Raw genomic sequence first — 26,485 nt, 5'->3', positions numbered from 1 at the left:
TCGAATTGAAAAGCGATTCGGCGATAAATCAGGCGTTAATCAGACCCTCCCTAAACCGAATAGTAATTGGCTGAAACTTATAGCACAGCCATGCCACAGCGCAAATGCCATAGATCAAGGCACTCATTTCGACGTTCGTCTTCTTCAACTTTTACGGAGTTAAAGAGACAGTACGAACAAAACCCGTACCCAAGATTATTTTACTGCCCGGAGACACAATTAATGTCTGTAGAGGTTCAGGAACTTCCCTGCCGCGAAGGCCATATAGGCGTATTAACCCTGAATACCCCCACCACACTGAATGCGCTCTCTGAGGACATGATCCTCACTATAAGAGCCAGCTTGAAGCGCTGGGCCGAAAACGAACACATCTGCATCGTACTTATACGAGGTGCCGGCGAAAAGGGGTTTTGCGCAGGTGGCGATATTCAGCATTTGTACCGCTCGTTAACCGGCGCTGAAAATCCAGAAGCGGCTTTCAGCGTGTTTCAACACGAGTACGAACTGGACTATACCCTGCACAAATACCCCAAACCCGTTGTGGGTATAGGGCATGGTATTATTTTTGGTGGCGGCCTTGGTCTCTTCTCTGCCTGCCGCTACCGGCTGCTATCGCCAGGTGCCACACTGGCCATGCCAGAAATGTCTATTGGCCTGTTCCCGGATGTGGGCGCAAGCTGGTTTTTGAATCGCCTGCCAGGACGCCTTGGGCTGTTTATGGGGCTAACCGGCGCCCGCCTGAACGTTACCGACGCTTTACGTGTGGGGCTGGCAGACATGGCCTTACCAACAGAGGATCAGCAAGGGCTTCTGGCAAAATTGCAGGATAGTCGGTGGCAAGGACACAGGGCAGCAGACGACAGCCAACTGTCCCGCTTGCTGAACCAGTTTGAGGCTCCGGATTACCGTGAGTTGCCTGCCAGTCATTTGGAGCAGCACGAACGGGACATTGCCAGACTATGCGCAGGGCCCAGCCTGCCAGAAATCGTCAACCGGCTGCAGGCTTCTGCCATTGACAGCAAATGGTGGCAGGCGTGTATAACCAACCTGAAGGGAGGATGCCCGGTGTCGGCCTGGCTGATCTGGAATCAGCTTAAAAAAGCGCAACAGATGTCGTTGAAAGATGTCTTCCGGATGGAGCTGGCCATGGTTTGGGAGTGCGTGCGCAGGCCCGACCTGACCGAAGGCATAAGGGCGCGGCTGATTGATCGCGACCAAAAACCGGAATGGTCTTTCTCGCGCATTGAAGACGTTTGTGACGCCGTCATTGAGGCCCACTTTTCACCCGTGTGGAATGATCAAATGGACCCAATGCAGCTGGTATAAGGCGTAATCGCCAAAGGCTTTAAAGCTCGGCGCCAGCCTGCACCAGCAGCATTTCCAGATCTGAGTGATTGCTGGCCCTGGCTATATCCAGAGCTGTGGTGCCATTCTCTGCCCGAAAGTTTACGTCGGCACCTGCGGCCAGCAGCATTTCGGCTGTTAGCAGGTCGCCACTGGAGGCGACTTTCATGAGCAACGACTCACCACCCTGGCTGACATTAACGTTTGCTCCGGCGGTGAGCAGCACTTTCACCACGGACAGCTGCCCCTGCTGCGCTGCATGCATTACCGGTGTATAGCCCTGCAGATCCGCCGCATTCACACTGGCGCCAGCAGATAGCAGCAAGCGCACAAGCCTGCGATCACCCTGTTCAGACGCTGTCATCAAGGGTGTAACCCGATCGCCTTGAGCAAGATCAGGGCTGGCTCCCCGGCTTAACAGATACCACACGATACGATCCGCCCGCGCGCGAACGGCCGCCATCAAAGGCGTACCGTTTTCGGTCAAAGTATTCAGAGGCGCCCCCGATTCCGCCAGGTTACTGACAGCCTCCAAATCTCCTTCCAAAGCCGCCCGGTACAAGGCCGAGCCAGACGCATTTGCAACTTGATGGCCCAGATTAGCCGGGGCCTTTGTCGACGCGCACCCGGTAAATATCGGAAGTGCCAAAACAAGCAGCATAATAGATAGCAGGATTGAATACTGGGAGATGCCGGTTCCCTTGGCCATAATAAACAGTCTCTGTCAGATAGTTGGGAACTATTCTGAGCAGGTGGGCATCAGAATTAAATCGAGCGGGTCACAACTCCGGCCCGTTTTGCAGAAGTTCACGGATCACGGCTCGCAAACGATCTTCACCCTCCCGTTGCCCCGTGCACAACCCCTCCCTTTGCAATTCCGACCAGCTCCACCCTTGCAGTACAGCCCGGCACCAAAGATTTGCCTGTGCATGGGTACGCAACCAACTGGCAACACCCCAGGCCAGGCTCAAATCCCGCAATACCGGCACCATCAACCGAAACCCGCGGTGACCATCACCAAAGTGCTGCAAATCTCTGATATCCGCTGGGTCTGGCCGGTACTTTGAACGTTCACATTCCGATGACAGAGCCGCGGTCATGCATGCCAGCAGCTCTGGCTCCAGCTCCCTCCAGTTTAACGGTACAAGCGCAAGCCAATGCTTGGCCAGGCGGGTTCGCACCTGTTTTACCAGGGACACCCCTTCGGCGCTTTGAGCACAAATCATCTGCACCGGATACTCCCCACTGGTCGCCTCCTGCTGCAGACCGATACGCACCAATTTCAGCCCGCAGGAGGCCCAGAACTCATAAAGATCAGAGCTTCCACCAAAACTGGCGCCTGTAAAATCCAACCCCTCACGCTTGGCACCAGCAGTAGCTGCAGCAACCAAGCTGCGCCCGATACCAAGCCGCCTGAACGGAGCCGTAATAGCGATGCGAATAACACGCAAGCCACGCTGGCTGGCTGCCTCCGGAAACCCACTGTGACTAGCCAGAGACTGGGGCAGAAGATGTCCACGGACACGGCGTTTACCACTAGCCACCTGCTCTGCCAGCTTTTCACCTAACCCGCCTTCCACAGCTCCCCAAAGTACCCCCACGGTTTTACCATTTATGCGGGCACGCCAGCTTCTGGCGACTGGGTCGTCTAGCCACTGCCGAAGATCTGCGGGTGTGGTTCGATAGTGCGCCTGCACCAGCAAACCAAATGCATCAGAAAGCTCTGCTTCGGAGGCCTGGGCGGGCTGCCAAGGCTCAATGCTTACCTCGCCAACTTCTACCTCCGAGCGCTCCTCCGGAATGTGGTCAGCACCTAGCAGGAACAACCTGGATATCAGAGGTTCCAATGGATCCTCTGCAGCCCACCGCACAGGCTGGGAAAGCGTATGCGACTGCCACTGTGGCGTTTTCTTATCGAGAACCTGGCGAAAACGAATGGCAAAACCACGCCCAGCGCCTTCGTAACCATGAACTGTGGAAGCAAACGCCACTCTTGGCCAGCCCAAAAGCACCCGCTTAAGCAAAGAAACCGGAATGGCCGCTGCCTCATCGACCAAAACCACCTCAGCTTCCGGCTTGTCACGGAGTAGCTCCCGAACTGGCAAAAAACGCAGACGCGCGCCAGACACAGTCTGTAATCGGCCTTCGCTGGCCTCCACAACCTCCGCGCCCAGGTTTTCCCGCGCATGTGCGAACAAAGCGCTCACATTGTCTTTTGAAGGCGCCGTTACCAAAATCTGTCGGCGTCCCTGTTGCAACATTTGCGCAGCCGCTATGCCCAATGCCGCAGATTTTCCCCGCCCCCGGTCAGCCGTTGTCACCAATGGCCGGCGACGTCGCCCCAGCCCAAAGGACACCAGCTTTTGCACGAGCGCCTGCTGATCGGGCGTTGCAGCAACCCTGAACTCCACGGCTGGTTTAGACAGCCGGGGTAATGTCAGCGCCTTTTGTGAGCCCAGACTTACCCGAATAACCGAAGGGTCTTTTGCCAGAATGTCCGCCATGCGTTCAGCAAACGGATGAGATTGATCGTGATCCAGCCCGGTTCGGCTATAATCCAGGTCAGCAAAGTGGCCCCACTCATCCAGCGAGGGCATTAACCAGAATAACAACCCACCAGCCTTCAGCGTGCCCGAAAGCGCCGCAAACGCATCCGGTGGATTACCCTGCCAGCCATCCCAGGCAATCAACGACGTTTCACGACCCAACCAATGTCGCGCCTTGGCCGGTTCAATGCTGGTTAGATGATTATTTGGGATATCACTCACAGCCCCAACCCAGAGCCCGCCTTCGAGCTCCAGCGACGGCATCAGCGCCTGCAGCCACTGAATCGCAAGATCGCGCGCGCCTTCCAGCAATACTAGCCGTCGTTCCCCGGCGATCGTGAGTTCGGTTTGCAGTGCGCGCCAGGCAGCGATATCAGGCATTACAACTCCAGGAGTCATTAACTGAGGTCAATACCGTGAGTTTTCAGATCGCCAAGGGCACAGTGCTCCAATGCTCCGTGATGCGTAGCACGCAACCGCACCCTGGGGGCAACGCCAGCTTCATAGGCTTCATGCCAACGAGCCGCGCAAAGGCACCAGCCATCTCCGGCTTTTAAACCCGGAAACCCGAAAGCAGGCACAGGCGTGCTCAGGTCGTTGCCTCGAGTTTTGGAAAATGCCAAAAACTCATCCGTCATTACCACGCAAACAGTATGCGAGCCATGATCATCCGGGCCGGTATTGCAGCAGCCATCACGGTAAAAGCCGGTTTCCGGATCGGTGCCACAAACTTCCAGCTTTTCGCCCAGAACATTAATGGATTCTTCAATTTGCATGTTTGTTTCCTTTTACTCAGGGAGTTTGCAACGAGACAGGTACCCGCGCTACCAGTTGGCCCGTACAATAGCATCTATGCCAACTAATACCCTTGAATCCCCCGCTCCGGATCTACCCGACTTTCTCACTGATGAGCAGCGGGCCATTATTACCGCCGGTTACGAGCACTCTGTGATCACCGCTGTGGCAGGCAGCGGCAAAACCTCCACTCTGGCCTGGCGCATCCGCTACCTGCTACAACAGGGCCATGACCCCGCGCGCATAGCGGTGCTCATGTTTAACCGCAGTGCGCGGGTAGATTTTGAGCGTAAGCTGCAGGAGGTATGCCATCAAAGCGGGCTGGCATTACCGGAGATTCGAACCTATCACGCCATGGGATTACGCCTGTATAAGCGCTTTGTGCGGGAAGGCTACCTGCCGAATTTCTCCGAGAAAATTCTCACCGAGCAGGAGATCAGTTTTCAGGCCTGGCTACTCACCCGGCGGCTGGCGCCGGAAGAGCTAGCGGATGAAATCCGGCGCAACAAGAAGGATTTTGTAGAAACAGCGACCGGTTTTATCGATTTGGTAAAAACCACCTTATCGCCGGCGGAAATAGTGTTTGAGGATCTGGGGTATTCAAACAAGCACAAGTATCTGATTGATCTGTTTCACAGCTTTGAGCAGTGGCGTAAAGGGAATAGCCGAATCAGTTTTGCCGACATGCTGTATGAACCGGTGATGGCCATTCACCAGAATCAGCCCCTGCAACGGCTGGTAAGTAACAAGATGGATCTTATTTTGGTGGATGAATATCAAGACACCAATGAGGTGCAGCACCTACTCCTGCGATATATTGCTGGCGACCGAGCCAGAGTAACGGTGGTCGGGGATCCGGATCAGACGATTTATGAGTTCCGCGGCGCAAAGCCGGAGTTTATCCTTAAACGCTTCAGCGATGAGTTTGAAAGCCCGCTGGAGCAGACCCTGAGCTACACCTTTCGCTATGGCCACCGCGTGGCTCTGCTGGCCAATCACCTAATCTATCACAACACAGGACGCAAGGACGTGTTGTGTCATTCCCACTCGTCTACACCAACCACGCAGGTGACCCTGCACCGTGTTGAAAACGATGCCGACGCCGTGTTGCAGATCCTTGGGCAAGAATCGAACGTCGCCCTGGCCGATACAGCAATTTTGTTTAGGATTTGGAGCCAGAGCGTACAAATTGAACTCAAACTGTTGGCACAGCAAATCCCTTACCGAATTGATGCCGGCAAAGGTGCACTATTCAGCCGCGAGGTGCGGGCCATCACGGCTCTGCTAACTGTAGTCACTGGACGGTTAGAAAGCCTGCCAGATGAAGATCGTCTGGCACTCGCCCAGCAACTCCTACGCTTCCCCCACGTAGGCTTGAAAGAGCCGGAACTGGAGCAGCTGGCGCGCTTTTTAGCCGGCTTTTCCAGCGGCTGGCACGAACGTTTACTGGCGCTGGATTCAGGCGCACTGGCGCCTATGGCCGCGCGCAAACTGCGTAAGCTGGGCGAGGTTCTGGAACAATTGCACGGCTATTCTGGCCCAGCGGCCGGGCTAATCAGCGTGTATGCGGAGCACACTGACTTGTATGAAGGTGTGCGCAGCCTGGCGCTGACCCATGACAGCGCGGAAGAGCGCATTGATACGATTCATGGGTTCCGTCAGTACCTGAAAAGTTTGAACGTTGATGCCAAGGGCGCTTTAAACCATCTTAAAGCACTGCGCCAGCGGGCCAACGAGACGCAAAATGGTGATGGCGCTCTGCTCTCAACCATTCACCGCACCAAAGGGTTAGAGTGGTCTCGGGTGATCATCCCCGGCCTGCAAGAAAAGTATCTGCCCCACAGCCCAAGACCCCAAGACGACCCTCGGTCCTTTCTGGAAAGTGAACGCCGATTGCTCTATGTCGCTATGACCCGAAGCCGGCAAACACTGCACCTGATCACCCGACCTGTGAGCAAACAACCCCATCTGGATGGCGATCAGGGCCCTAGCCGTTTTGTTGAGGAGTGCTGCTTTGAGCTGGCCAATGAATTCGGGAGCTGGCTGGATAAGCGCTCGCCAGACAGCGGGCACTCACTGGCACTAAACGCCCCGATTACCGCCGTCAGTTCACGTTATGCAGCACGGGAAAACATTACACTCGAAGGCGAAGTTCAAGCCCATGACAACTCCGCATCACCACTGTGGCACCAGCAGCGCCTGAATCACACCATTTTCGGGATAGGCACAGTAGTCTCAGAGGACGAAAGTTCGTTTGAGGTACATTTTAATAGCGGTGAAAAAATGAACTTCAGCAAGAAGAGTGCGCATCTGTATTTCAATATCCCGACTGAATAAATCGTCGGGGTACTGCAAGTCGAGAAAACAACACGTATATTTCTTAAAGTAATATTAATTCTCTGTTTTTTGTTTTTTATGACACTTTGCCTTAGATTGCACGTATATATACTCTGGTCACTTAAAACCCAGTCGTTTTATAACAATATCCGAACAGGAGGTTCTGCATGAACATCATGCGTCCGATCGCGATGGCAGCCATCGCTAGCACGTTTGCGGCCCCAGCCTTGGCTGATCGCACAGAAACGGTTTACATCAACCCATTTGCTGCTTTTCAGCTTTTTGATGACGACCGTGATTTGAGCGAGTCAGGTACATTTGGCGCAGGTCTGGAATACCGGTTCAAGCCGAACTGGGCGGTTGAAGCTATCTACTCTCGTGCTAATGCTGACCGCAAGTATGTTAGTGGATCCTCAGATTTTGAAGAACTCCGTGTAGACGGCATTTACTACTTTGCAGGCCAAGAGGAAGCCTGGAATCCATACGTGTCTCTGGGTGCAGGGCACGCTAACTTTGACAAAGACTCTTCCAGTAACGTTCGCACAGCTGGCACTAACCACGACGAAACCCGCGTGAACATTGGTACCGGTGTCCGTTATAACGTAACAGATTCGGTATCCTTGCGTGGCGACCTGCGCGAATTCCACGGCATAGACGAAAGCACCTTTGATACCCAGGTTTCTCTTGGTATCAGCTTTGCGTTCAGCCGCACGGTGGCCAGTGCGGCTCCAGCACCCAAGCGCCCGGCCGATGCAGACGGTGACGGCGTACCCGATTCCCGTGACCAATGTGCAGGGACACCGGCGGGTGCAACCGTCGATAGTACAGGCTGTGAGCCAGATGCAGATCGCGACGGCGTAGCCGATGCCCGTGATGCCTGCCCCGACACCCCTCGTGGTGCCGAGGTAAACAGTCGTGGTTGCGAGCTGGACAGCGACAACGACGGCGTCGTAAACAGTCAGGACCTTTGCCCTGACACTGCGGCTGGTGCGACCGTAGACGATACCGGTTGCGAGGGCATCACAGAAACCGTTGATACCTTCACCATCGAAGTGCAATTTGCCAAAAACAGCTCGGTTGTCAGCAATGCCTATGATGATGAAATCCGCCGTGTTGGAGACTTCCTTAAGGAGAACCCGGAAACCGTGGTAGAAATTGCCGGCCACTCGGATAACACCGGCAAGGCAAGCTACAACGAGTTTCTGTCGCAGCGTCGTGCTGAAGCTGTAGCGCGTCGCTTGACTGGCCCACTGGGTGTGGATCCTGACCGGGTAAGCGCTGCAGGCTATGGTGAGGCCGAACCGGTGGCTTCAAACAACACAGCCGCCGGCCGTGCAGAGAACCGTCGCGTTGAGGCACGCATTCAGGTTCGTCGCTAAGACTGTGTGAGCGAATCCAAACGCACATGAAGTCAAGAAAGGCGCCGTTTGGCGCCTTTCTTTTAAGCGATTGCCCCGGGGGAGCATGTGCGTCGCGCATTTGGCGTACCGCAAACCTTAACTGCATCCAACAATAGATTTCGGGGTGTCAGCGATCGGGAGCAAAAACGGCCGAGCCGCACCTGGTACCCCTGCTCTTCCAGAAAAACTGCATAATCCAGCACCAACCACAGCTCCAAAGGCCTGCGAAACAGATGCCGAATGAGCTCATACCGGCGTACTTCCCGGTAGCGCTGCATGCCATAAGCAAACCAGCGATCAAAATCAGTGCCTTCCGGCACCTGAAGTTGTTTTTTACTTCCGGCCCAATGGCAAAAAGCGGGAAATCCCCTCTGGATCAGCCGTGGCGAGTAAGAAGGCACTGGTAGATATTGGTCCACCCCTCGCAGGGCCCTTTGCAGCCCATCAAAACCCAAACGCCACTGATTTAGTAAACGGGTTTGCTCCCTGACTCTGGCGGCCGCCGTAACGGTTTCCCGTACCGCTAAGCGCAGATCATTGCGATCTGGCGCAAGCCTGTTTTCATAAGCGGCTGTGCGTGTTGAAAGTGCCTGATGACTGCCATCGGCAGTGAGATGATAACAACAGGGTGAAAAGCTTAAGCGGGGCAACGCAGCGGCCGTACCTCGCTTTAATAACTGTCGGTGAAGGTCGCCACAGGCATGCAGCGCTACACCGTGGGTATTCGCGGGTATAGACAGGTTTTTCGCCATGACATCCTGGCAGTGAATCTTGACGGCATCATCAAAATGCAGGGCAAGTTGGTTGCCACCAGCCACCAGCCACCAGTGCCGGGTTCCACTCATAGCCTTCAACACTCTGTTGGCTTCGCGCCGCGAGGGTGCGGGACAAATACCCCTTACCACAGCACCAATCCACAATGGATTGCTGAAACGGTGCCAGCGACGCGACAAATGCTCCGGCCTGCTCACGCTTACGCCCCGGCATATCTTTTGCGCGCACCTCGGGTAGTGTTGCTGCCATAATCCCGGCCGGCTCAGGCGAGAGTTCAGGCAGGTTAACCAGTTGCCCGCGCAAGGCCAGTTGTGGCACGTAATGAGAGGCTAGTCGTGCCAACGCCTCGGGGTTGTCATCCAGCTCATCACATTCGGCATCGGTCAGTGCTGCCACTGCACAAGCTAACTCAGGGTAGCGCAAAGCCCACGCCGGTAATGGCTCGATAAAAGGCGCTGGTTTCCAAATAGTCTGGTGCTGAACCAGCCAGTCATTAAGCCGCTGCCAACGAGCAAAGTAAGACTCAATGGGCTCATGAGACGTCACTCCTGATAACGCCCTGGTCGAAATGCGTCCAGGCATACGGCCGGTTCTTCACCATCAATCACCTGGGCAATAACATCTGCGCTACCGGCAGAAAAAGTCCAGCCGAAGGTGCCGTGACCCGTGTTCAGGTACAGATTGTTCCGCGGCCCGCGGCCAATAATCGCCGGGCCATCCGGCGTCATGGGGCGAAAGCCTGTCCAGGTTTCAGCGGCATCCAGATCCGCACATCCCGGAAAGCGGGATTCAACAGATTTACGAATGGTGGCAATGCGGGTTTCAGGAATATCACGATTAAAATCCGCAAGTTCCACAAAACCTGTGGCACGTATGCGATCACCCAAACGGGTAGACACAACCTTGTAGTTGTCATCATGAATGGTGGAAGCCGGCGCGTTGTCCGGATTTTTAAGAGGTACCGTAATGCTGTACCCCTTAATCGGGTATATGGGCAGTTTCAGACCCAAAGGCCCAGTCAGTTCCCCGGACCAACAGCCGGCGCTGACCACAAAGGCATCGGCTTCGAGGTTTTCCTGCTGCCCGTTTTCGGTGCGCAGACGTACCGACTCAACGGTTTGACTGTTGGCTACCAGCCTCTCCACCTGAACGTTATAGCGGAAGCTAACACCTTTTTCTTCGCAAGCTTTAGCCAGCGCCCGGGAAAACAAATGGCAATCGCCGGTGCCGTCAGTGTCATAACTGAGAGCACCATATAATGGCCCATTTTTCGCCATACCAGGTTCGGCCTCGTACACCTGTTCCGGAGTCAGCAGCCGGGAAGCTATGCCCATTTCATTTAGCACACGGTGCGTGCTCCGGTGCACTTCCAGCTCTTCCGGGGTGCTGGCGAGATGTAACAGGCCACGGTGTCCGCCATCAAACGCCAGATCAAGCTCGTTTTCCAGCTTTAAGAAACGATCGCGGCTATGAATACCAAGGCGCAGCATAGCGCGCTTATTAAAACCGAACAGACCTGGCGACCAGGCATAACGCAAAGTGGAAAACATGAACCGCACGGCAGCCAATGAAGGAGGCATGCGCAGCTTCAGAGGACCATCCTGTTTGAATAACCAGGGCAAGGCTTTGAAAACCATGCCCGGGTCAGCCCAGGGGTAAACTACCCCATAGGAACGCTGGGCTGCGTTACCCTTGCTTGTCTCATCGCCGGCTACATCATGGCGCTCCAGCACCGTCACCTGGTGACCGCGCCGGCTCAATTCCCAAGCTGTGGTAACTCCCACAACGCCACCACCAATAACGACAACGTGCATTTGCATCTCCATTCTCAATTAAACCTGCATGGCACCGCGTATTAATAACCCCGTAATGGTTAATGTAGGCCAATAAACGGACAACTGATAAACTTGTGAACTTCAGATCTCAGAGTAGCAGTCAATTGGACTGCCCGTATTGGAGCCTAGCACCTGTCCATGAGTAAAAAACGTCGCGAGATTCCCGTATTCGATCACCCGATTATCGAAACTCACTGCCACCTGGACTACCTCAAGGATCGCCCCCTGGAGGAAACCCTGGACAAAACCCGGCGAGTAAACATTGAGCGAGTGATTACTATCGCTGTGGCACCGGGTAATCTGGCGCAGGTGCGGGAGCTAAGCACAAAGGCGCCTTGGCTTTACGGCACCCAGGGCATTCACCCTCACGAGGCTGAGCGTTACAACGATGCAGTAGAAGGGGAAATCCGTACCCACGCCCGGGATGAGAAAATCGTTGCAGTTGGCGAGATAGGGCTGGATTACTTCTATGAGAAAGCCGATCGCGATGTTCAGCGCGAGGTTTTTCGGCGCCAGCTGCAAATTGCCTGTGACAACGACCGTCCGGTGGTTATCCATAGCCGCGAGGCAGATGAAGACACCATCACGATACTCAAAGAATTTGAGCCGTCACTCAAGCGCCGTGGTGTTATTCATAGCTTCACATCCGGCCCGGGCCTTGCCCGGTACGCGCTAGATCAAGGTTGGAACCTGGGTTTTAACGGCATTACCACATTCAACAAAGCAGAAAACGTGCGCGACATTGTGCGTATGGCTCCGCTCGGCCAGATTCTTCTGGAAACCGATGCGCCATTCCTCACGCCCGTACCTTATCGTGGCAAAGAGAACGCCCCTTTCTATCTGCCCTTCGTTGCGGAAAAAATTGCTGAGGTGAAAGACCTGCCGCTGGAGGAGGTGATCGTCCAGACGTACCAGAACAGCTTGAGAACGTTTTTCCCGGCATGATATCACAGCCGTTTTCAGCCCCGGTGTTGACGAGCGGGGCTGCTACACCTCTAGCCAAGAGACAGAAAAACACCCATCAATACCGGCGATAGAAATGACAGCAAAAAGCCTGATGCGATAGCCACAGGCACACAGCTCAACCCACCATTACTGCGAATAACAGGCAGGGTAAAATCCATGGATGTGGCACCACCATAACCAATGGCCATAGCGGGTCGGCTGCCAATCAACAAGGGAATAATAGCCAGGGCGATGATCTCGCGCAGCACATCATTGAGAAAGGCCACACCTCCCCAGGCGGGGCCCAGAGCTTCACCCACAACAATTCCCGAGAGAGAATACCAGCCAAACCCAGACGACAGGGCCAGCACATCGTGCCACGGCAGTCCCAGAACAGGGATCAGCAACACGCCTGCCAGCAGCGAGCTGAATACAATGGCCACCGCCATGCCGAACCCCTGAGTGTTCATCAAAAGCTTACGCAGAGAAAGCCCGGCGTTACGCAACTGCAGGCCAATTAAAAACAGCAAAAGCATTAATGACCAGGTGGCCAGCTGTTCTGCTTGCGGCAAATCCGGCAACAGAAAATAACCTGACAACAGGCCCACCAACACCGCAAATAACGGCTTCGCCGCCGCCATAAACAGCCGCACATAGCCACCAGTGCTGCCAGAGGATTCAACCCGTTGCTCCGTGCTCATGGGTCGCCAGCGGTGAAGCAGCCAGAGCGCTGTCATATTGACAGCAAACAGAACCACCACCAGAGCCGACACTTGCCAGGCCATGGTACCAAGCTGACTTGCCAGTCCTTCCATCTGGCCCAGACCCAGCCCCAAAAGCGCCAAAATGAAATACACCAACGCTTCTACCAAATAATGAATAGCCGTCATTAACCGACGATTTTCAAGCGGCAGGGCAAAGCCAAAAAACAGCGGCGCAAGAATCAGGAATGCACTGGTAAACATCAATGCACCGCGGCGTCGGAACGATCCTGCACCAACACCCAGGGCGCTATGACCACAGCCCAAAGCTCGGCATTGCGATCGTACCAGGCGCGGGCCAGATCAGGTGATACCTCCCCCACATCGCCGGTTTCCAGCCAGTGCTCAAAGCGGGTGCGGTTATCAGCGGTAAGTTCTGAGGCTACCTCCAGCAAATCCAGATTTTTGCCAACGCGCACAACTTGCCCTCGGGCATAGTAGGTTTGCAACTCGTGCCAGCCTATACGGGAGGTTTCCAGGTTAAGTCTGGTTTTGATTTCATCGTTATTCCGGGAGGTCGACATGACAGCCTTTTGCGAGGGTGATGGTAAAAACTGGCAAGAGCTTAACCGATTGCACGGGCCTGGTTCCAGATGTCCCTTATCTGGTCAGCCAGAGCGAGAGGGTCAAACGGTTTGGGTATAACGCCGGCGGCACCCTGGGCCAGGTAACTCTGAATTTCATCAGTCTGAACTTTGGCAGTCATAAAAATAGCCGGTGTCGTCGCGTAGTCAGGCAAACGCCGGATAGCCTTCAACGTTGCCGGACCATCCATGCCTGGCATCATCACATCCAGAATAATGAGCTGGGGCCGGCACTCACCAATCTGCTCTAAACCCTGCTGCCCGGATTCACAGGCTGTGAGCTCAAAGCCACCTATGGCTTCCAGGGCCAACTCCGCAACCGTGCGGATATCCGGCTCATCTTCAATCATCAGAATACGCTTAAGTGTATTATCTGGCGCCATCACGGTCTTCCTTTTGATGTTCAATACCCAGCCGGTGTAACAATGTGCGGCACTCAGATCCATCAGCCTGTTCAACTTCCGGCGACGCGCTGTTGGCCACGTCCAGCATTAAATCGCCAATCAACTCATCGTCTTCAAGAATCAAAACCTGCATTGCAACGCTCTGGATTTGCAGTTAAACATCACGGCATACTTCCCGAGGCAACCGTCAGGCCATTACGGCCCGCGCGCTTACGTTGATAGAGTGCCCGATCTGCAGCTTCAATCGCCTGGCCTCCAGACTCATAATTGTTCAGTGTGGCTACCCCGGCACTTAAACTGACTGAAAACTCCTCGCTTTCGCTGTTGAACACCAACTGGGCAAAATCCTGGCTCAACGCCTCTAACAGCTCAACCGCTTTGTCCAACGAGCATTCGGGCAATACAACCACAAATTCTTCGCCACCATAGCGGCCAATAATATCGGTACTTCGCAATCTGTGACGCAGCAGGTTGGACAAAGCCTTGATCACCATATCGCCAGTACCGTGGCCATAAGAATCGTTGACCTGCTTAAAGTGATCCAAATCCAGCATGGCTACAACCGAGTTGTGGCCACTTCGAGCACAGCGTGCGTACTCGCGATCAACTTCTGTTTTAGCAAGTGCGTGCTTGAGCAGGCCAGTGAGGCTGTCGAGAGACACCAACTTCCCCAGCTGACGGGCGCGATAGCAACGGATTCTCGCGGTGCGCAGCATAAACTCGTCGGATACTGGCTTGGTCACAAAATCATCGCCGCCACGGGCCAGCAAATCCAGCTGCAAATCGCGATCTTCTTCCGATGAGAAGAAGATAATCGGCAGACTTAGCCATTCGGCCTGAAGCCGCAACATCCGAGCCAGAACCGGCCCGTCGTAGCGGCCCATCTGCACATCCATAAGCAGGATGTCTGGCCGAAATTCGGCGAGCTCTGACAACAAACGTGCCGGGTCGTTTAAGGCACGCACTTGCAGCCCGCCGCTGGTAAGAACCACACGGTAATGTTCCAACAGCTCGCTGTCGTCGTCCACAATCATCACTCGGCCGGTGAGGGTCGACAAGCCTTCGGCCAGCAGCTGCTCTACCCGATCTGCAAGAGCAGGAATATCCTGGGGTTCGTCCAAACAGGCATCTACGCCCAGGCAGGCCAATTGATAGCGAGTGCTAAAATCATGGGCGCCACTGAAACAGATCACAGGAAGGCTGTGCAGCCGAGACACCCAATGCGCGCCTTCGTCCTGCAAAAGGGAGTCCCTGACCATAACCAGATCAATATCGTCCATGCTGCCCGGCCACTGCTGACCGTCGTTCAGGCTGCGTACAAGGTACCCGTATAGCGCCAAGCCTTGAGATATGGTCTCTGCCAGTACTTGATCAGGTTCAATAATCAGCAATATCGCCTGGTTTTCGGCCTCCGCCGGTTTGGGTTGATGCCATCCGGTTGAAACAGGCTCGGCGGCTTCCATAAGGTTGCCAAGGCCCACCACCACCTCGTCGTAGCCGGCATCCAATAGCTGTTTTAACTGAATCCTGATGCGGTCATTATCGGATCCTGCCAGCACTTGATCAGCCAGCGGCTTTATAGCAACCTCGAGTTTTCGGGCCTGTTCGCCAAGCTGCGTAAAGCCCAGGGTTCCAGCCGAGCCCGCCAGCCTGTGCAACAATTGATAGGCAGCAACCAACTCGTAAACGGCATCATTGTGCCGGGAAGCGCTGAAGATACTGGCGACCAACCCCTCGATTTCACCGACCGTTTTATCCTGAAAACGACTGCGGAGAATCTCCAGTTTTTTCCGCACTTCTGAAGAAGAACTCTGAGACATAGAAGCTCTCACTGATTAAAGTGTGCTGGCGCTGTGAATTCTGTTCCAGTTATTGTTCAATCAAAACAAGTTTTACAAAAAATAGCCAGAAAGGAGCCTGTTTTGGGCCGTCTATCACTAGGTACCCGCCTTGCGATTATTATGCTTATTGGCAGTTTAGCGACGGTAGGTGCTGTTATCTATGCGGCTTACGAGGCATTGCTGGAAGACTTTGAGAATAATCTGTCCGCACAGCAAGCGAATGAAACGGCCCGCATTTCCAACCTGGTCAGCCAAAACCTTGAACTTCGCATTAACGTGCTGGCCCAGTTTGCTACTCTTTTGGCCGACGATGGCCGGCTGCTACCAGCCGAGCAACTTACCAAGCTCCTCAAAAGACAGCAAACACTGAGAGAGCTGTTCCCCCACAATCTGAATGTTATGTCGCCAAACGCAACCAGCCTGGCGGAGAATATCTTTGTACCAGGCCGAGTGGGTACTTATTTTGGCGACCTTCCCCACTGGAAAGAGGCCATTAAAACTCAGCGCCCGGTGATATCCCGCCCCGTTATTGGCCGGTCAACGGGCGTACCTTTAATAGTCTTTATTGCACCTGTCAAAAGCGGCAACGCAGAACTGCTCGGGCTCCTCAGTGGTACGTTGCGCATGGATCACACTGAGCTGATCCCCGAGCACATCAGAAACCATGCCGGTAAGGACGCCACTTTTCTGGTGGTAGACACAAACAACTTTCTATTCGTAGAGGACTCCAGCTCAGACAAGGTTATTAAGGACCTGCCCAACCCCGGCGAAAATCTGCTGATTGATGCTGCGCTTTCCGGTATCGGCTTTGGAGAGGTTGAAGGCGCTTCAGGTGACACGCTGATCTATGCAACCAGCCACCTGCAGCGCCTGGGCTGGCTATTTATACGCGCAGTTCCGAAATCCCTTGCAACCGCTCCCGCTGAGCAGGCCTTCATCCGCTTCTTTCTGATCAGCGTAGGAGTCACACTCGGCATGCTGTTGCTGACCTACGTTGTACTTCGTTCAACAACCGCATCTCTCACCCAGATGACCGGGCGTATACGCTCAATGATCCAAAAGCCCGAGTCCTCCCGACGCCTCAAGGAGCAAGGATCACCGGAGGTACGTGATCTTGCCAAGGCATTTAACCGGTTAATGGACGGGCGGGATGCAAATAATCAGCTCAAAAATGATTTTGTATCCAATGTCAGTCATGAGTTGCGAACGCCGCTCACCTCCATGAACGGCGCTATGCGATTACTGCAATCCGGCACCGCAGGCGAGCTGCCTGAAAGCGCCAGGAACATGACCACACTGGCGCTACGCAACGGCGAGCGCCTGCAACGGCTTATCGGCGACTTGCTCGATTTCAACAAGCTTTCCAGCGGTAAGATGCAAGTTAACTTTCAACTTGAAAACCTCCAGAAACTACTCGCAGATACCATCAATAGCAACGAAGCCATGGCACAGGAGTTCGGCGTTATGCTTGGGGTGAAAGAGGCACCGGACATATCACTGAAAACCGACGCCCACCGATTACAGCAAGTGCTGGATAACTTCATTAGCAATGCGATCAAGTTCTCGCCCAAAGGCGGCCTGGTTACACTACACGCTGAAACAACCGGCCAAACCAGTCTGCGCATTACCGTCAGTGATCAAGGAGACGGCGTACCCCAAGAGTTTCAGAGCAGAATGTTTGATCGTTTTTCCCAGGCAGAAGTGGGCACAACCCGTGCGACAAGTGGCACAGGCCTCGGCCTGGCGATCAGCCGCCAACTGGCTAAACTTTTAAGCGGGGCTATCGGATTCTACAACAGCAACGGCGCACACTTCTGGATTGAGTTGCCCATTAGTGACTCCGTACTGCCGGAAGGCCAGGAGGCATCATGAAAGCACCCAACTTTCCTGAGAATGAAAACGTCAGACAAGCTGCGCTGGATCAGCTGCGGATTCTCGATACACCGCCAGACGCACGATTTGACCGGCTCACCCGCATGGCCGCAAAGCTGTTAGATGCGCCCATCGCACTGATTTCGCTGATCGACCGCGACAGGCAGTGGTTCAAATCCTGTATTGGGCTGAATGTCAGTGAGACGCCCAGGAGCCTTTCCTTTTGTGGCCACGCCCTATTCAATACACAGCCGCTTATCGTTGAGGATGCCCGGAAAGATGCACGCTTTTTTGACAACCCACTGGTAACCGGCGATCCGAATATCCGCTTTTATGTCGGCACCCCCCTTCATAGCGCTGATGGCCATTGCCGAGCGCAATGCCAAACAACTGGCCACATTAATCAGTGACTTGCTGGATATCGAAAAACTGGTGGCCGGCAAGCTAAACGTCAACATGCAGTGGCAACCACTTGTGCCGCTACTTGAGCAGGTTGTCTCCAGCAATCAGGCTTATGGCGCGCAACGGAGCATTAATATTCATCTTTCTCAAAACGTCCCCGAGACGACGGTTTTTGTCGACGGCCAGCGTCTTTTGCAGGCACTGAACAACCTGGTTTCGAACGCGATAAAATTCTCACCTGATGGCGGCCAGGTTGAAGTGTCTGTCAGCAACAAATAGTCGATGGAAAACCAACCGCCAGTATTTTTGTGCGTGACAGTGGCGAAGGTGTTCCGGACGCTTTCCGGAATCAGATTTTCCAGCGTTTTGCTCAAGCAGATAGCTCAGACACTCGCAGCCAGGGCGGAACCGGCCTTGGACTGGCTATAACACGGGAGTTGATTACCGTGATGGATGGCGAAGTCGGCTTTGAGTCGCTACCCGGCCAAGGCGCCACCTTCTGGATACGTCTGCCGATCGCAAACAATAACCTGTAAAAAAAACCGGCAACCCAAAGCAGGCTGCCGGTTTTTATCTGAACCAGTGAAGTAAGTGGTTCAGGCAGATTTGAGCATTTCACGCACCACATAGTGCAGAATGCCACCATGGACGAAATACACGGCCTCATTCGCCGTATCTATCCGCGATTTCAGCTCACAGCTTTCGGTGGTTCCGTCCTTGTAGGTTACCGTCATGGTGAGGGTCTGACCCGGTTTTATCTCGCCAGACAACCCCTCAATGGAGATGGTTTCCTCACCGGTGAGCTTCAAGCTCTTGCGATCCGTGCCTTCCGGGAACTGCAGGGGCATGACACCCATGCCGATCAGGTTGGAACGGTGAATCCGTTCATAGGACTCTGCCACCACAGCCCGAACCCCCAGCAGACGCGTGCCCTTGGCCGCCCAGTCGCGACTCGAGCCTGTGCCATATTCCTTGCCGGCAATGACCACCAGCGGTGTGCCCTGCTCCTGGTACTTCATGGCCGCATCGTAGATGGGCAACTGTTCGCCTGTGGGCACAAATTTTGTAAACCCACCTTCAACACCATCAAGCATCTCGTTGCGGATGCGTACGTTGGCAAAAGTGCCGCGCATCATCACTTCGTGGTTACCACGACGGGACCCGTAGGAGTTGAAATTTTTCGGCTCTACGCCGTGCTCCTGCAGGTACTTACCTGCCGGAGAGTCGGCCGCAAAGGAGCCGGCCGGAGAGATATGGTCGGTGGTTACAGAATCACCCAGCAGTGCAAGAATGCGGGCATCCTGCACATCCTCAATGGCATCCGGTTCCTCACCCAAACCTTCAAAGAAAGGCGGGTGCTGGATGTACGTGGACTTATCAGACCACTCATACACCTTGCTCTCCGGCACCTTGATGGATTTCCAGGTGTCGTCTCCGTCAAAAACCTCGGCATACTCTTTATGGAACATGTCGGTTTTGACCTTTTCCACCGCGTCGGCAATTTCCTGCTGGCTGGGCCAGAGATCTTTCAGGTATACCGGATTGCCGTCCTTGTCCTCGCCCAACGGCTCTTTATCCAGGTCCAGCCGCACGTTGCCGGCCAGCGCATAAGCCACCACCAGGGGAGGCGAGGCCAGCCAGTTGGTCTTCACCAGCGGGTGCACACGGCCTTCAAAATTGCGGTTACCCGAGAGCACCGAGGCTACAGTAATGTCGCCGTCAACAACCGCTTTTTCCACCGGATCCGGCAGCGGCCCCGAGTTACCGATGCAGGTAGTGCAACCATAGCCCACCAGGTTGAAACCCAGTTTATCCAGGTCTTCCTGAAAACCACCCACCCGCAGGTAGTCGGTCACTACTTTGGAACCCGGTGCCAGAGAGGTTTTTACCCAGGGCTTGGTATCCAGGCCTTTGGCAACGGCTTTCTGGGCAATCAGGCCTGCGGCCATCATGACGCTGGGGTTGGAGGTGTTGGTACAAGAGGTGATCGCGGCAATCACAACCGCACCCGGATCCAGCCGCGTTTGCTGTCCGTTAACTTTCAGAGGCTGGCTGGACGGGTGGTGATAGCTGTCATCGACACCTACAGCGGTTTGTCCGCCTTCCGATTCCAGATTGCTTTCGCGGGCACTGCCAGCATCCGGCGCGCCCTCGCCGGTGGACATCAGCAACTCAAACGTGGATTTCATGTTTTTCAGGGCCACCCGGTCCTGAGGGCGCTTGGGGCCAGCCAGACTGGCTTCCACATCGCCCATATCCAGTTCCAGAGTGGCGCTGTAATGGGGCTCGTGCCCCGGCTCCCGCCAGAGGCCCTGAGCCTTGGCGTAGGCTTCAACGAGTTCTATCTGCTCGGCTTCACGGCCAGTGAGGCGCAGATAATTGAGGGTTTGCTCATCCACCGGGAAGAAGCCACAGGTGGCACCATACTCTGGCGACATATTGGCAATAGTGGCACGGTCAGCCACCGGCATGTCTTTCAGGCCGTCGCCGTAGAACTCAACAAACTTGCCCACTACGCCCTTACTGCGCAGCATTTCAGTCACCGTAAGCACCAGGTCTGTGGCGGTAATGCCCTCACGCAATTTGCCGCTAACCTTGAACCCGACCACTTCGGGGATCAGCATGGATACCGGCTGTCCCAGCATGGCGGCTTCCGCTTCAATGCCACCCACGCCCCAGCCAAGAATGCCAAGGCCGTTGATCATAGTGGTGTGGGAGTCTGTGCCCACCAGCGTGTCCGGGTAGGCAATGGTTTTACCGCCCTGCTCTTTGTGCCACACGGTTTTGCCCAGATATTCCAGGTTTACCTGATGGCAGATACCGGTTCCCGGCGGCACTACCCGGAAGTTATCAAAGGCCTGCTGGCCCCAGCGCAGGAACTCATAGCGCTCCTGGTTACGCTCCATTTCCATGGCCACGTTTTTTTCAAATGCTTTCGGGTTACCAAACTCATCCACCATCACTGAGTGGTCAATGACCAGATCTACCGGCGACAGGGGGTTAATCAGCGCTGGATCCTTGCCGGCCGTTTTCACGGCCTCACGCATGGCAGCCAGGTCCACCACACCGGGCACACCGGTAAAGTCCTGCATCAGCACCCGTGCCGGGCGAAACTGGATCTCTGTATCCGAGTGGCGATCTTTCAGCCACTGCACCATGGCTTTGATATGGCTCTGTTCAACCGTTGTGCCGTCCTCGTTGCGCAGCAGGTTTTCCAGTAGCACTTTCAGTGAGAAAGGCAGGCGATTCAGGTCGCCCAGTGATTCTGCCGCCTTGGGCAGACTGTAATAATGATAGGTTTTTCCACCAGCCTCCAGGCTGGTCAGTGTGTTCAGACTGTCGTTACCAAGGCTATCATTAAACATAATTATTGCCTCCGTTCTTCGCCGTGACCCAAGTACTTTTACAGGCAGCACTAAACCTTAATACTTTCAGGCTGGCGCAAAAGTCAGGGAATGTGAAGTGTTATACAACTATTGCATCGAATAATAATAGTTCAACCTCACTGCTGTGAATGTTCGGAATCATTCTGCTGAATATCCGGGATTTCCTGACCAGCCTACGCCATAGCCCTCAGTGTTTCCTTTTCCTGGGGCCGGGTCTGACCCATTTTGATCGCTGCCAGGTCACCCTCCGCGTTCATTAGTAAGGTCCGGGAAGGTGAGCGCGTAGGTAGGTTCTAGCGCTATAAACCGGATCACAAGCGAGCATAACGGTTGGTCCGGCGTATTCTTTACAGTGCTTTTTTGCGATCATGGACGTCTGTACTCATTCCGGCAGGAACGCCCAAAACCATGAAACACGATTGCCACTACCACCCGGGCGACCCTGCCAAATGGCATTGCAGTGACTGTCAGATTCACTACTGCAACCGCTGCATGCCAGATGCCGATACCCGGCAACGCAAAGCTTTGTGCCCGGGTTGCAACAAGACCATGCGGTATCTGGGTGCTGCGACGGAGGTAGTACCCTTCTGGAACCGGATTGGATCCTTTTTTCGCTACCCTTTCCATTCTGATCCATTGATTGTTGTCACCATCTGCACCCTGGTGCCCATTGTGGCGCCTGCCAACCTGGTCGGGTTGCTGATCTGGCTGCTGCTGGCGCTGGCGCTGTTCAAGTACACCTATGCGGTAATCAATCACACAGCTGAAGGTCACCTGAAACCGCCTTCTGTGTCTGTTGCCTTCACGGGCAGTGGGTTCAATATTGTTATTCTCCAGTTACTGGTTTTTGTTGTCATGGGCGGACTGGTTGGCCTGGCGGCCAGTGTGGGCGGGCCGTTGCTGATGCTGCTGGCTTTGGCTTTTGTGGTACTGGCGCTACCCGCCAGCATTATGGTTCTGGCCATGGAGCGCTCTGTCGGCGCCGCCGTAAACCCGATGAACCTGGCGGTGCTGATTTCCCGCATTGGCACACCCTATTTTTTGCTATATGGCTACTTGATCCTGCTTCTCCTGGCCTCTGGCATAGCCCAGGACTTTGCTATCAACCAGTTTCCCATCTGGCTATCACAGCCTTTATCCGGTTTTCTCAACAGTACCTTCACATTGATTCTGTTCAACATGCTCGGCTATCTGCTTTTTCAGTATCGGGAAGAGCTGGGGTTTGCGGCAGACATTCAGGATGAACCTGATGGTATGGATATACACCAGAGGGATCGCAGCACACGCCTTGATGCCGATATTGATATAAATCTGAAAGACGGAAACTACGACCGGGTTCAGGCCATGCTGAAGGAATCACTGAAGCAAAACCGCCTTGATCCAGTACGTATTGAGCAGCTGTATCGGCTACTGACTGCCCGGAACGATACGATGGAGCTTTACCAGTATCATCCGCGGATTCTGGGCTGGCTGACCGGCCGAAACGATGGCGATGGTATAGCGTCTGTTCTTGAAATGCTTGAGAAAACAGAACCTGGCTTAAAGCTGGACGATCCGGAGTTGTCTGTTCGCTGCGCACAATGCCTCTATCAAAGCGGCCAGTTCAAGTTGGCGTTGCGGCTGTTGCAGGATTTCCATAAACGCTTCCCGGACAGTAATGAGCTTGCGCCGGCATACTTGCTGGTGGCTCAAACTCTCGCCAACGGCATGAACCAATGGGAAAAAGCATCGGCTTTTCTGACATTTATCCAGAAACGCTGTGCGAACCATCCGCTGCATGAGCAGGTTCCGGTGTTTCTGGCACAGGCTGAAAAGCGGGAACGCCTTAAAGGGCCCAAGGCGTCATTCGCAACGTCAGACTAGGGTATACCCTCCCCCCGGTTTTCCGACCACCATCAGCCAGCCTGAAGCAATTGCCGGTAGTGCCTGGCTTTAGGGGCCATCTCCAGTTTTTCAAATTCTTCTGCCAGTAACCGGCAAGCTTCTGTGGTTAGCAGCGGGTCGTTGGCGCCCCTCAGGCGCTCAAAGGCTTTCTCTGCGGCTTTAAGATCTTGCTGCTTAAGACTTGCGAACAACACTCGGTTGTGATCTTCTGCCGCGAGCGGGTGATAACTTTCCCCTTTGCTCAGGTATTCCTGCCAGGTTGCAATCATCTGCTCTGGCTGTCGGCGGCTCAGGGCGTCATTCATCCGTTCACGGGTGCGGGCCAGATACTCGGGTAAATCCGGGCGCAGTTTGGCCAGGTTATACAGGTGCTCTGACAGAATGAGCCTGTCTGGGTAGTGCTCCCGCAACCCCTCGAACTGCTGCTTTGCCAGGTCGAAATCCATGCGCCCTAAGCTTGCCATAGACTGAGCGTAGCCGGTGATGAAACGCTGGTCTTGCTCTTCCTCTTCCGGCTCAAAGAACTCCTCACGTACCTGTAGCCAGCTTTTGCCCAAAAGCCATACCAAACCAGCGCCCGCCACCAGACCGCCAGCGTGAGCCATGTAGGCAACGCCGGTAGCACCGGCAAACCAATAGTCGTAAATCTCTTTACCCAGCCATACGGGCAAGACGGCCAACGCCGGCGCCCGGAAGTAATTGAAATACACGCCGAGAAAATAGAAGAAGCGGATTTTCTGCAGACCATATATGCCCACGTACATACCCATAAGCCCCGAGATGGAGCCAGACGCGCCTACAAGGGGCACATAACTGCCCAGGGAAAAGGCAGTAAAAACCGCGCCGGACAATGCGCCGCACACCAGATAAGTCAGCAGAAAACGGCCTGGGCCCAAGGCCTTTTCAACGGTGAAGCCAAGCAGGAACAGGAAGACCAGGTTGCCAATAATGTGCCCCCAGCCTCCGTGTAAAAACTGATAGGTAACCAGGGTATAGAGCGACAGTTTTGCAGGAATCAGGCCCAGCTGCTGAGCACTCAGGCGCTGAATGTAGGTTTCTTCAATGGTTGCACGCTGCTCTGACCAGAATGATCTCTCAGTCGGGGCCCATAAAACATCTCGGTTCTGTCGCAAATACTGGTAGAACTCGCGATCCATAAGCAGGTTAGCAGACACCCAGAAGCTCTCGTTCTGTGCTCTCAGCTCCTGAAACTGCTGCAATTCAACGGCCAGTTCATCCTGGCCTTCAAAACGGATTTTCCGCTGCAGGTAATCTTCGTAAGCCGGCCCCTCCAGCTGCAACAAACCTGAACTGACATAGGTCTCAACTGCCTGCTCCAGCTTTCGGCTGTCTGCCCCCTGATAGAACAGAAAAACCAGCACACAGGCAAGCATTAACCCAAGGGTTACCCAGGGTGGACGTTTCCAGTTAACCGCATTTTCGGCAGGAATAATCAGCATGGGTGGTCACAATTCATCATAATCTGTCCCTGAAAAAATGCTTTGTATCACAGCGGTGTCTTATTTTCGCGTTTAAATGATTTTAAGCGCAAATGTCCTATCGACCTTTCGCCAATTGCCGTTATTCCTGCCTCAACCAATAGTAGGCAGGAATAACAAGAAAAACCGAAGACGTGAAACAAGGATACTGCAGATGACCCTACTCGTATTGGACAGCCCGGAGCTGATTGCCAAAGCCGCGGTAGCATCCGGCTTTAACGCCGCCGGTGAGACCATTGAAAGCAGCCGCCCATACCCAATGAAGTTTCATTACGGCTTCAACAAGCACGTGCTGGATAGCGCAGACAAGGCCGTTGTCCGCCAACACGCAGCGTATCTGAGGCAGCACCCGGCCATCTGTGTTCGGGTCAATGGCCACTCTGACAACTTCGGTGAAGAGGATTACAACTGCTTTTTGTCCAGACTACGGACAAACGCCGTGGTGAAGCTTCTGGTAAAAGAGGGCATTGCCGAATCACGGTTATTGGTTGCAAGCTGGGGATCCGATCGCCCTCTGGCAACGCCGGACGACCGGGCAGCCAACCGACGGGTAGAACTGGAATACCTGACACGCGAAATGGCGACAGCGCTCTGAAAGAAAGAGCATGCCGGGGTCGGTTGAGCGGCCCCGGTGCTGGCTAGTCAATCAACCGTATACGTGCCAGACATTCCATAACAACAGAACCGCTGCGACCAAAATGGCCAGCCAGGTCAGCAGCATGCCAAGAGCTCGCGCCTTGTGCGTCTCACCCTTGCCGTTAAACATGCCCCAGGCATGCAGAATGCGACCAGCAACCAGGGCCATACCTGTCCAGTATATGAAACCGCCGGGCACGCCATTCAGCTCGGCAATAGCCAGCATGATCAGTCCTAACGGCGCGTACTCCGCAAGGTTGGCGTGGGCGCGCACGGCCACTTGAAAATCCCGGTCGTCGGTTACACCTATGCCCTTGTCGTACTTCAGGCGGAATTTCACCACATGGGCGGAAAGCACCAGCAATAGAATACCAAGAACAGCAGCAAACACTCCGGTTACAGGTACAATCATTTTCAGTTCTTGCCTCTATTTTCGGGATGATCAGGGTATATTAAACAGACGTTGAAGCCCGCAGAGCCTGCCCTGTTTTCAGGAATGCTTCAACCACTTCACAAAGCGGCAATTGCCTCCGCCATCTGTTGGCGGCAGCGCTGAATCAACTCCGGAACATCCTGAATGGTCAGACCAGCCGTTTCTACCGGCGGCAAAATCCGGATCGCCACTGGCTCCCGCTTGCCACACCCGGCTGTGGTTTTGTTTCGATACTGCGCATTGCATATCATGACAATAGGCGCTCCGGATGTGACCGCCGCGTAAAAGGCACCTTTTTTAAACGTCTGCAAACCACGACCCTTGCTACGGGTGCCCTCCGGGAACACCCACAGGCTCTTGCTGTCCTGCGTGATGGCGTTACTGATTTTCTGCATAGCCGCAACGGATTTGCGGGAGTCGGCACGATTCAGCATCACATTGCCACCCAGCCAGAAAACCTGCCCGAAAAAGGGCAGCCAGATCAACGCCTGCTTGCCAACAGTCACGGTGTGCGGTGGCATCAAATCGGCCATCACAAACAAATCGTCGTTGTACTGATGGTTGGCGATGACCACAACAGGCCGATCCCCGGGCAGGTTATGTGCGCCTTCAAGGGGCCGCTTCATGCCCAGTATTAACCGCCCGACGCGCGCTATTGTCCACCCCAACAGCCGGTTATTGTCCGGGTTAAAGGGTCGTAAAATATAAAACGGCAAGGCGCACATGCACAGCAGTGGAACACTGAGCCAGGCCAGCAAACTTCTTAAAACACTCATGCGAAAACTCTGCAACGGATTTTGGCGCACA

25 protein-coding genes are annotated in these 26,485 nt (G+C 54.5%); 10 read left to right on the top strand and 15 right to left on the bottom strand.

What is annotated here, in order from left to right; translation table 11 throughout:
* Positions 1 to 222 precede the first annotated feature (222 nt).
* Positions 223 to 1,326: an enoyl-CoA hydratase/isomerase family protein gene (locus ACTHYN_RS02605; protein WP_441810939.1), complete on the top strand. Its 1,104-nt coding sequence runs from the start codon at positions 223 to 225 to the stop codon at positions 1,324 to 1,326.
* A 19-nt stretch (positions 1,327 to 1,345) separates the two neighbouring features.
* Here the strand turns inward: ACTHYN_RS02605 and ACTHYN_RS02600 are convergent, their stop codons facing one another.
* The 3 genes from ACTHYN_RS02600 to ACTHYN_RS02590 all read right to left on the bottom strand — a co-directional run bounded on the left by ACTHYN_RS02600 (position 1,346) and on the right by ACTHYN_RS02590 (position 4,666).
* A complete protein-coding gene (locus ACTHYN_RS02600) occupies positions 1,346 to 2,053 on the bottom strand; it encodes an ankyrin repeat domain-containing protein (RefSeq protein WP_441810938.1) in 708 nt (235 codons plus the stop codon).
* Positions 2,054 to 2,123: 70 nt separating this feature from the next.
* Positions 2,124 to 4,271 carry a tRNA(Met) cytidine acetyltransferase TmcA gene (locus ACTHYN_RS02595; RefSeq protein ID WP_441810937.1) on the bottom strand — a complete coding sequence of 716 codons (2,148 nt, stop codon included), beginning with the start codon at positions 4,269 to 4,271 and terminating at the stop codon, positions 2,124 to 2,126.
* 17 nt (positions 4,272 to 4,288) lie between these two features.
* The gene (locus ACTHYN_RS02590; protein ID WP_441810936.1) at positions 4,289 to 4,666 is read right to left on the bottom strand and encodes a DUF2237 family protein; all 378 of its coding nucleotides are present in this window, start codon (positions 4,664 to 4,666) and stop codon (positions 4,289 to 4,291) included.
* A 76-nt stretch (positions 4,667 to 4,742) separates the two neighbouring features.
* Between ACTHYN_RS02590 and ACTHYN_RS02585 the strand changes: the two genes are divergently transcribed.
* Positions 4,743 to 7,022 carry an ATP-dependent helicase gene (locus ACTHYN_RS02585; RefSeq protein WP_441810935.1) on the top strand — a complete coding sequence of 760 codons (2,280 nt, stop codon included), beginning with the start codon at positions 4,743 to 4,745 and terminating at the stop codon, positions 7,020 to 7,022.
* Between the two features lie 167 nt (positions 7,023 to 7,189).
* On the top strand, positions 7,190 to 8,401 hold the full coding sequence (locus ACTHYN_RS02580; RefSeq protein ID WP_441810934.1) for an OmpA family protein: 1,212 nt from the start codon (positions 7,190 to 7,192) through the stop codon (positions 8,399 to 8,401).
* A gap of 62 nt (positions 8,402 to 8,463) precedes the next feature.
* On the opposite strand, the gene ACTHYN_RS02575 is transcribed toward ACTHYN_RS02580, so the two are convergent.
* From ACTHYN_RS02575 to ACTHYN_RS02565, 3 genes are read right to left on the bottom strand one after another with little or no spacing between them, the layout of a single operon-like run.
* Positions 8,464 to 9,267, bottom strand: a complete 804-nt coding sequence (locus ACTHYN_RS02575) for a methyltransferase (RefSeq protein ID WP_441810933.1) — start codon at positions 9,265 to 9,267, stop codon at positions 8,464 to 8,466.
* Positions 9,206 to 9,778, bottom strand: coding sequence for a hypothetical protein (locus tag ACTHYN_RS02570; RefSeq protein WP_441810932.1), 573 nt, complete (start codon positions 9,776 to 9,778; stop codon positions 9,206 to 9,208). The genes ACTHYN_RS02575 and ACTHYN_RS02570 overlap by 62 nt, the downstream gene beginning before the upstream one ends.
* Entirely contained in the window at positions 9,739 to 11,010 is a 1,272-nt protein-coding gene (locus tag ACTHYN_RS02565; protein ID WP_441810931.1) for a D-amino acid dehydrogenase, read from the bottom strand. The genes ACTHYN_RS02570 and ACTHYN_RS02565 overlap by 40 nt, the downstream gene beginning before the upstream one ends.
* 159 nt (positions 11,011 to 11,169) lie before the next feature.
* Here ACTHYN_RS02565 and ACTHYN_RS02560 point away from each other — a divergent pair, with 159 nt between their 5' ends.
* Positions 11,170 to 11,976: a TatD family hydrolase gene (locus ACTHYN_RS02560; RefSeq protein ID WP_441810930.1), complete on the top strand. Its 807-nt coding sequence runs from the start codon at positions 11,170 to 11,172 to the stop codon at positions 11,974 to 11,976.
* Positions 11,977 to 12,026: 50 nt separating this feature from the next.
* Here ACTHYN_RS02560 and ACTHYN_RS02555 read toward each other — a convergent pair whose 3' ends face one another.
* From ACTHYN_RS02555 to ACTHYN_RS02535, 5 genes are read right to left on the bottom strand one after another with little or no spacing between them, the layout of a single operon-like run.
* Positions 12,027 to 12,941, bottom strand: coding sequence for a lysine exporter LysO family protein (locus ACTHYN_RS02555; RefSeq protein ID WP_441810929.1), 915 nt, complete (start codon positions 12,939 to 12,941; stop codon positions 12,027 to 12,029).
* A complete protein-coding gene (locus tag ACTHYN_RS02550; protein ID WP_441810928.1) occupies positions 12,941 to 13,261 on the bottom strand; it encodes a DUF2288 domain-containing protein in 321 nt (106 codons plus the stop codon). Before ACTHYN_RS02550 ends, ACTHYN_RS02555 begins: the two co-directional genes overlap by 1 nt.
* Before the next feature lie 41 nt (positions 13,262 to 13,302).
* The gene (locus tag ACTHYN_RS02545; protein WP_441810927.1) at positions 13,303 to 13,704 is read right to left on the bottom strand and encodes a response regulator; all 402 of its coding nucleotides are present in this window, start codon (positions 13,702 to 13,704) and stop codon (positions 13,303 to 13,305) included.
* Entirely contained in the window at positions 13,691 to 13,858 is a 168-nt protein-coding gene (locus ACTHYN_RS02540) for a hypothetical protein (protein WP_441810926.1), read from the bottom strand. The genes ACTHYN_RS02545 and ACTHYN_RS02540 overlap by 14 nt, the downstream gene beginning before the upstream one ends.
* A 28-nt stretch (positions 13,859 to 13,886) precedes the next feature.
* Positions 13,887 to 15,545, bottom strand: a complete 1,659-nt coding sequence (locus ACTHYN_RS02535) for a diguanylate cyclase (protein ID WP_441810925.1) — start codon at positions 15,543 to 15,545, stop codon at positions 13,887 to 13,889.
* 102 nt (positions 15,546 to 15,647) lie between these two features.
* Here ACTHYN_RS02535 and ACTHYN_RS02530 point away from each other — a divergent pair, with 102 nt between their 5' ends.
* Genes ACTHYN_RS02530 through ACTHYN_RS02515 form a run of 4 tightly spaced genes read left to right on the top strand, consistent with a single transcriptional unit; the run spans position 15,648 to position 18,376 of the window.
* Positions 15,648 to 17,438 (top strand): sensor histidine kinase, encoded by a 1,791-nt coding sequence (locus ACTHYN_RS02530; protein ID WP_441810924.1) that lies wholly within the window; start codon positions 15,648 to 15,650, stop codon positions 17,436 to 17,438.
* Positions 17,435 to 17,848 (top strand): GAF domain-containing protein, encoded by a 414-nt coding sequence (locus ACTHYN_RS02525; RefSeq protein ID WP_441810923.1) that lies wholly within the window; start codon positions 17,435 to 17,437, stop codon positions 17,846 to 17,848. The genes ACTHYN_RS02530 and ACTHYN_RS02525 overlap by 4 nt, the downstream gene beginning before the upstream one ends.
* On the top strand, positions 17,799 to 18,119 hold the full coding sequence (locus ACTHYN_RS02520) for a sensor histidine kinase (RefSeq protein ID WP_441810922.1): 321 nt from the start codon (positions 17,799 to 17,801) through the stop codon (positions 18,117 to 18,119). Before ACTHYN_RS02525 ends, ACTHYN_RS02520 begins: the two co-directional genes overlap by 50 nt.
* On the top strand, positions 18,116 to 18,376 hold the full coding sequence (locus ACTHYN_RS02515; RefSeq protein ID WP_441810942.1) for an ATP-binding protein: 261 nt from the start codon (positions 18,116 to 18,118) through the stop codon (positions 18,374 to 18,376). The genes ACTHYN_RS02520 and ACTHYN_RS02515 overlap by 4 nt, the downstream gene beginning before the upstream one ends.
* A 60-nt stretch (positions 18,377 to 18,436) precedes the next feature.
* Here the strand turns inward: ACTHYN_RS02515 and acnA are convergent, their stop codons facing one another.
* Entirely contained in the window at positions 18,437 to 21,205 is a 2,769-nt protein-coding gene (gene acnA, locus ACTHYN_RS02510) for an aconitate hydratase AcnA (RefSeq protein ID WP_441810921.1), read from the bottom strand.
* A 429-nt stretch (positions 21,206 to 21,634) separates the two neighbouring features.
* Between acnA and ACTHYN_RS02505 the strand changes: the two genes are divergently transcribed.
* Positions 21,635 to 23,089 (top strand): hypothetical protein, encoded by a 1,455-nt coding sequence (locus ACTHYN_RS02505; protein WP_441810920.1) that lies wholly within the window; start codon positions 21,635 to 21,637, stop codon positions 23,087 to 23,089.
* Positions 23,090 to 23,121: 32 nt separating this feature from the next.
* On the opposite strand, the gene ACTHYN_RS02500 is transcribed toward ACTHYN_RS02505, so the two are convergent.
* Complete coding sequence (locus ACTHYN_RS02500; protein ID WP_441810919.1) at positions 23,122 to 24,570, bottom strand: rhomboid family intramembrane serine protease; 1,449 nt, start codon at positions 24,568 to 24,570, stop codon at positions 23,122 to 23,124.
* Positions 24,571 to 24,763: 193 nt separating this feature from the next.
* Here ACTHYN_RS02500 and ACTHYN_RS02495 point away from each other — a divergent pair, with 193 nt between their 5' ends.
* On the top strand, positions 24,764 to 25,204 hold the full coding sequence (locus ACTHYN_RS02495; protein ID WP_441810918.1) for an OmpA family protein: 441 nt from the start codon (positions 24,764 to 24,766) through the stop codon (positions 25,202 to 25,204).
* Between the two features lie 51 nt (positions 25,205 to 25,255).
* On the opposite strand, the gene ACTHYN_RS02490 is transcribed toward ACTHYN_RS02495, so the two are convergent.
* Entirely contained in the window at positions 25,256 to 25,657 is a 402-nt protein-coding gene (locus ACTHYN_RS02490) for an MAPEG family protein (RefSeq protein ID WP_441810917.1), read from the bottom strand.
* Positions 25,658 to 25,755: 98 nt separating this feature from the next.
* Complete coding sequence (locus ACTHYN_RS02485) at positions 25,756 to 26,454, bottom strand: lysophospholipid acyltransferase family protein (RefSeq protein WP_441810916.1); 699 nt, start codon at positions 26,452 to 26,454, stop codon at positions 25,756 to 25,758.
* Positions 26,455 to 26,485: the final 31 nt, after the last annotated feature.

The sequence above is a fragment of the Marinobacter sp. genome (assembly GCF_052091845.1).
In the GTDB taxonomy this organism is placed as follows: Bacteria; Pseudomonadota; Gammaproteobacteria; order Pseudomonadales; family Oleiphilaceae; genus Marinobacter.
This window is presented reverse-complemented; position numbering and strand designations above follow the sequence as displayed.

What these genes read in the sequence shown, in the direction of transcription:
- ACTHYN_RS02560 (WP_441810930.1), top strand. Translation starts at nt 11,170, where the DNA reads ATGAGTAAAAAACGTCGCGAGATTCCCGTATTCGATCACCCGATTATC.
- ACTHYN_RS02605 (WP_441810939.1), top strand. Translation starts at nt 223, where the DNA reads ATGTCTGTAGAGGTTCAGGAACTTCCCTGCCGCGAAGGCCATATAGGC.
- ACTHYN_RS02500 (WP_441810919.1), bottom strand. Translation starts at nt 24,570, where the DNA reads ATGCTGATTATTCCTGCCGAAAATGCGGTTAACTGGAAACGTCCACCC.
- ACTHYN_RS02600 (WP_441810938.1), bottom strand. Translation starts at nt 2,053, where the DNA reads ATGGCCAAGGGAACCGGCATCTCCCAGTATTCAATCCTGCTATCTATT.
- ACTHYN_RS02590 (WP_441810936.1), bottom strand. Translation starts at nt 4,666, where the DNA reads ATGCAAATTGAAGAATCCATTAATGTTCTGGGCGAAAAGCTGGAAGTT.
- ACTHYN_RS02540 (WP_441810926.1), bottom strand. Translation starts at nt 13,858, where the DNA reads ATGCAGGTTTTGATTCTTGAAGACGATGAGTTGATTGGCGATTTAATG.
- ACTHYN_RS02585 (WP_441810935.1), top strand. Translation starts at nt 4,743, where the DNA reads ATGCCAACTAATACCCTTGAATCCCCCGCTCCGGATCTACCCGACTTT.
- ACTHYN_RS02565 (WP_441810931.1), bottom strand. Translation starts at nt 11,010, where the DNA reads ATGCACGTTGTCGTTATTGGTGGTGGCGTTGTGGGAGTTACCACAGCT.
- ACTHYN_RS02505 (WP_441810920.1), top strand. Translation starts at nt 21,635, where the DNA reads ATGAAACACGATTGCCACTACCACCCGGGCGACCCTGCCAAATGGCAT.
- ACTHYN_RS02485 (WP_441810916.1), bottom strand. Translation starts at nt 26,454, where the DNA reads ATGAGTGTTTTAAGAAGTTTGCTGGCCTGGCTCAGTGTTCCACTGCTG.
- ACTHYN_RS02490 (WP_441810917.1), bottom strand. Translation starts at nt 25,657, where the DNA reads ATGATTGTACCTGTAACCGGAGTGTTTGCTGCTGTTCTTGGTATTCTA.
- ACTHYN_RS02550 (WP_441810928.1), bottom strand. Translation starts at nt 13,261, where the DNA reads ATGTCGACCTCCCGGAATAACGATGAAATCAAAACCAGACTTAACCTG.
- ACTHYN_RS02595 (WP_441810937.1), bottom strand. Translation starts at nt 4,271, where the DNA reads ATGCCTGATATCGCTGCCTGGCGCGCACTGCAAACCGAACTCACGATC.
- ACTHYN_RS02580 (WP_441810934.1), top strand. Translation starts at nt 7,190, where the DNA reads ATGAACATCATGCGTCCGATCGCGATGGCAGCCATCGCTAGCACGTTT.
- ACTHYN_RS02570 (WP_441810932.1), bottom strand. Translation starts at nt 9,778, where the DNA reads ATGCCTGGACGCATTTCGACCAGGGCGTTATCAGGAGTGACGTCTCAT.
- ACTHYN_RS02545 (WP_441810927.1), bottom strand. Translation starts at nt 13,704, where the DNA reads ATGGCGCCAGATAATACACTTAAGCGTATTCTGATGATTGAAGATGAG.
- ACTHYN_RS02495 (WP_441810918.1), top strand. Translation starts at nt 24,764, where the DNA reads ATGACCCTACTCGTATTGGACAGCCCGGAGCTGATTGCCAAAGCCGCG.
- ACTHYN_RS02525 (WP_441810923.1), top strand. Translation starts at nt 17,435, where the DNA reads ATGAAAGCACCCAACTTTCCTGAGAATGAAAACGTCAGACAAGCTGCG.
- ACTHYN_RS02520 (WP_441810922.1), top strand. Translation starts at nt 17,799, where the DNA reads ATGGCCATTGCCGAGCGCAATGCCAAACAACTGGCCACATTAATCAGT.
- ACTHYN_RS02535 (WP_441810925.1), bottom strand. Translation starts at nt 15,545, where the DNA reads ATGTCTCAGAGTTCTTCTTCAGAAGTGCGGAAAAAACTGGAGATTCTC.
- acnA (WP_441810921.1), bottom strand. Translation starts at nt 21,205, where the DNA reads ATGTTTAATGATAGCCTTGGTAACGACAGTCTGAACACACTGACCAGC.
- ACTHYN_RS02575 (WP_441810933.1), bottom strand. Translation starts at nt 9,267, where the DNA reads ATGAGTGGAACCCGGCACTGGTGGCTGGTGGCTGGTGGCAACCAACTT.
- ACTHYN_RS02555 (WP_441810929.1), bottom strand. Translation starts at nt 12,941, where the DNA reads ATGTTTACCAGTGCATTCCTGATTCTTGCGCCGCTGTTTTTTGGCTTT.